The sequence below is a fragment of the Ilumatobacter sp. genome, from assembly GCF_049588435.1.
Taxonomy (GTDB): domain Bacteria; phylum Actinomycetota; class Acidimicrobiia; order Acidimicrobiales; family Ilumatobacteraceae; genus Ilumatobacter_A.
In genome coordinates, this window is sequence record NZ_JBAVYV010000151.1 from 1 (window position 1) to 3,813 (window position 3,813).

Here is a 3,813-nt window from a genome sequence, read left to right on the forward strand (position 1 = left end):
GGTCAGACCCGTTCCGTCACGCCCAGGCGTATCAACTGGGGTCTGACCCCAGTTGATACGGCTCAGAGGGCGGCTTCGAGTTCGTCGACGGCCGAGACGAGCTGGGCGGGGAGCTTGTCGCCGAAGCGGGCGAAGTGCTCGCGGATCTGGGGCACCGCCGACTTCCAGCCCTCGGCATCGACCGAGAGCAGAGCGTCGAGGTCGCCATCGCTGATTTCGAGCCCGTCGAGGTCGAGCGTGTCGGCCGTGGGGAGCTTGCCGATCGCGGTGTCGACCACCTCACCCTCGCCGTTGCAGCGTTCGAACACGAACTTGAGCACGCGGCTGTTCTCGCCGAATCCGGGCCACAGGAAGCGGCCGTCCTCGTCACGGCGGAACCAGTTCACGAAGAAGATCTTCGGCAGCTTGGATGCGTCGGTCTTGTCGGTCATCGACAACCAGTGAGCGAAGTAGTCGGCGTAGTTGTAGCCGCAGAAGGGCAGCATCGCCATCGGGTCGAAGCGCAGCTCGCCCTGAATACCCTCGGCGGCGGCGGTCTTCTCCGACGCCATGATCGAGCCGAGGAACACGCCGTGCTCCCAGTCGTTGGCCTCGGTGACGAGCGGAACCGTCGTCCGGCGGCGTCCGCCGAACAGGATCGCCGAGATCGGAACGCCGGCGGGGTCCTCCCACTCCGCACCGATCGACGGGCACTGCGACGCAGGGGCCGTGAAGCGGGCGTTCGGGTGCGCTGCCGGGGTGTCGATCTCGGGGTTCCACGCGTTGCCGCGCCAGTCGGTGGCGCGAGCCGGGGCGTCCTCGGTCATCTCCTCCCACCACACGTCGCCGTCGTCGGTGAGCGCGGTGTTGGTGTAGATGCAGTTGCCCCACAGCGTTTCCATCGCGTTGTGGTTCGTCTTGTGGCTGGTGCCGGGCGCAACGCCGAAGAATCCGGCCTCGGGGTTGATGGCGTACAGCTGGCCATCGTCGCCGAACTTCATCCAGCAGATGTCGTCGCCGATCGTCTCGGCACGCCAGCCCGGAATCGTCGGGACGAGCATCGCCAGGTTCGTCTTGCCGCAGGCGGACGGGAACGCACCGGCGATGTACTTCGACTCACCCTGAGGGTTGGTCAGCTTCAAGATGAGCATGTGCTCGGCGAGCCAGCCATCGTCGCGCGCCATCACCGAGGCGATGCGGAGCGCGAAGCACTTCTTGCCGAGCAGGGCGTTGCCGCCGTAGCCCGACCCGTAGGACATGATTTCGCGAGTCTCGGGGAAATGGACGATGTACTTGTTCTCGGCGTCACAGGGCCACGGGACATCCTCTGCGCCATCCTCGAGCGGTGCGCCGACGGAGTGGAGGCACGGAACCCACTGGTCGTTGCCGAGCGCGTCGAGCGCACCCTGGCCCATCCGGGTCATGATCCGCATGTTGGTGGCGACGTAGGCCGAGTCGGTGAGCTGCACCCCGATGTGCGCGATCGGCGAACCGAGCGGACCCATCGAGAAGGGCACCACGTACATCGTGCGGCCCTTCATCGCATCGGTGTAGAGGCGGATCATCTCGGCCCGCATCTCGTCGGGGTCGCGCCAGTTGTTGTTCGGCCCGGCCTCGTCCTCGGTCGCCGAACAGATGAACGTGCGGTCCTCGACGCGAGCTACGTCGGCGGGGTCGGAATGGGCCCAGTAGCTGTTGGGGCGCTTCGCTTCGTCGAGCTTGGTGAAGGTTCCGGAATCGACGAGCGACTGTGCGAGCCGGTCGTACTCCTCGGCGCTCCCGTCGCACCAGTAGACGTCGTCGGGCTGCATGATGGAGGCCCACTCGGCCACCCAGTCCTGCAGCCGCCGGTTGGTCGTCGTTCCGCTCATGTCGTGACTCTCCGTTGGGTCGTTTCACGAGGGTTTCCCCGCAATGACACCACCGTAAACACCTGTCGGCGCGAGTGTGAAAATGGAACGGGATGTAATCGCTTACATCACCAGCTTCCATGAGGCCATCTGAAAAACAGATGGCAGGGGTATTGCTGATCGGTCACCCCGATGGGTCGGGGGAGTTCAGCGGCGGGTCAGTATCCGGGGGTGCCCATGTCGACCTCGGAACCGAGGCGCAGGGCGGTGGCGGATCCGGCGTCGTCGAGGTCGAACACGACGCGCTGGCCGGGACGGACCATCCGGAACACGGATCCCTCGAGCGCGTTGGCTGCGAGGTCGTAGTCGGCCAGGTCGGTGTCGCACATCACCAGTCCGTTGCCGGTGCTGGGATCGTAGGCCTTGATGACGCCTTGCATGATCGTGCGGGACCGGCGTCAGCCGGCCTTGACGACCTTGCCGGACTTGATGCAGCCGGTGCAGACGTTGACGCGCTTGGTCGCCCCGTTCACCGACGCACGGATGCGCTGGATGTTCGGGTTCCAACGACGCTTGGTGCGCCGATGGCTGTGAGAGACAGACATGCCCCACGACGGGCCCTTGCCACACATTTCACACTTCGATGCCATCATCTTCTCCTGGAGAACGTTCCGGTTCGGTGTCGGATGCCCCGTGTGGGCAAGTACCGAACGGCCAGATGATGCTAGCGCCGCTTTCGTAGCGTCCAACCGGGAGACGCGTACACTCCCATCCCGTGCCCACTCTGGAGCGGTTCAACACCGAATCCCTACGCGAACTCGTCGTCACGTTCCGCGACACCGTCAAGGCTCACTCGGGCGGGCTCAACCGACTGAACGTCTATCCGGTGCCCGACGGCGACACCGGAACGAACATGGCCCGCACGCTCGACGCGGTGGTCGCCGAGATGGAAACCGCCGACGCAGACGATCTCGACGCGACATGCGACGCGATCAGCCACGGCTCGTTGATGGGCGCCCGTGGGAACAGCGGTGTGATCCTCAGTCAGATCATGCGCGGGTTCGCCTCGACGATGAAATCGATGACGCCCGATATCGACGAGCGTGGAACGCGCTTCGCCGATGCGTTGCAGGCCGCGTCGACCGGTGCATACCAGGCGGTGCTCAAGCCGATCGAGGGAACGATCCTGACCGTCGTGCGCGAGAGCGCAGAGGCAGCGCGTCACGCGTCGGACGAGGGCGGGTCGCTCGCGGAGGTCGTGCGCGCGGCGCGCTCTGCGGGAAAGCAGGCGCTCGACAACACACCCGAGCAGCTCCCCGTCCTCAAGGAGGCGGGTGTCGTCGATGCGGGAGGAGCCGGGTTCCTGCTCCTGCTCGACTCGGCGCTGTACCTCGTCGACGGCGAGCCGCTTCCCGAAGCGGAGGAGGACGACGGAACCGGTGGTGCCGTCGCCGCGGCGTTCGACACGCCAACGCCCGAGCGGAGCAGCGTGCGCAAGGTCGGTGGAGCCGACGAGGTCGATGTGGCCGATCAGCGCTACGAGGTGATGTACTTCCTGGACCTCGCCGACGACCGGATCGAGGACTTCAAGCAGGGATGGGGTGCGATCGGCGACTCGATCGTCGTCGTCGGCGGCGACGGCATCTGGAACTGCCACGTGCACACGAACGACATCGGCGCCGCGGTCGAGGTCGCGCTCGATCTCGACGGCCGACCCAAGCAGATCCGCGTCAGCGACCTGTTCGAAGAGGTCGACGACGAACACGCCAAACGTGAAGCCGAGATGACGTCGGGTGGGCCAGCGGATGCCTCGGCCCGCCAGAGCCACGGTCAGGCCGGAAGCCCACGCCCGGCAGCAACCGCGGCGGGCGCCGGCCTTCCGCCGCTGACCACCGCCGTCGTCGGTGTGTGCAGCGGTGACGGGCTGGTCGAGTTGTTCGCCCAGCTCGGCGTTCAGGGCGTCGTCACCGGGGGACAGACGATG

General features: G+C 66.2%; 4 protein-coding genes. 1 reads left to right on the forward strand and 3 read right to left on the reverse strand.

What is annotated here, in order from left to right:
- Positions 1 to 62: 62 nt before the first annotated feature.
- From WBV89_RS05605 to rpmB, 3 genes are all read right to left on the reverse strand, one after another.
- Complete coding sequence (locus WBV89_RS05605; RefSeq protein WP_423980352.1) at positions 63 to 1,850, reverse strand: phosphoenolpyruvate carboxykinase (GTP); 1,788 nt, start codon at positions 1,848 to 1,850, stop codon at positions 63 to 65.
- Positions 1,851 to 2,047: 197 nt separating this feature from the next.
- Positions 2,048 to 2,269, reverse strand: coding sequence for a hypothetical protein (locus WBV89_RS05610; RefSeq protein WP_423980353.1), 222 nt, complete (start codon positions 2,267 to 2,269; stop codon positions 2,048 to 2,050).
- 18 nt (positions 2,270 to 2,287) lie between these two features.
- A complete protein-coding gene (gene rpmB, locus WBV89_RS05615; protein ID WP_015441411.1) occupies positions 2,288 to 2,479 on the reverse strand; it encodes a 50S ribosomal protein L28 in 192 nt (63 codons plus the stop codon).
- A gap of 125 nt (positions 2,480 to 2,604) precedes the next feature.
- Here rpmB and WBV89_RS05620 point away from each other — a divergent pair.
- Positions 2,605 to 3,813: DAK2 domain-containing protein (locus tag WBV89_RS05620; RefSeq protein ID WP_423980354.1), on the forward strand; the 1,209-nt coding region annotated here is incomplete at its 3' end.

Excerpts from the sequence above, each read along its gene's own strand:
- WBV89_RS05605 (WP_423980352.1), bottom strand. The coding sequence starts at position 1,850 with ATGAGCGGAACGACGACCAACCGGCGGCTGCAGGACTGGGTGGCCGAG.
- WBV89_RS05610 (WP_423980353.1), bottom strand. The coding sequence starts at position 2,269 with ATGCAAGGCGTCATCAAGGCCTACGATCCCAGCACCGGCAACGGACTG.
- rpmB (WP_015441411.1), bottom strand. The coding sequence starts at position 2,479 with ATGGCATCGAAGTGTGAAATGTGTGGCAAGGGCCCGTCGTGGGGCATG.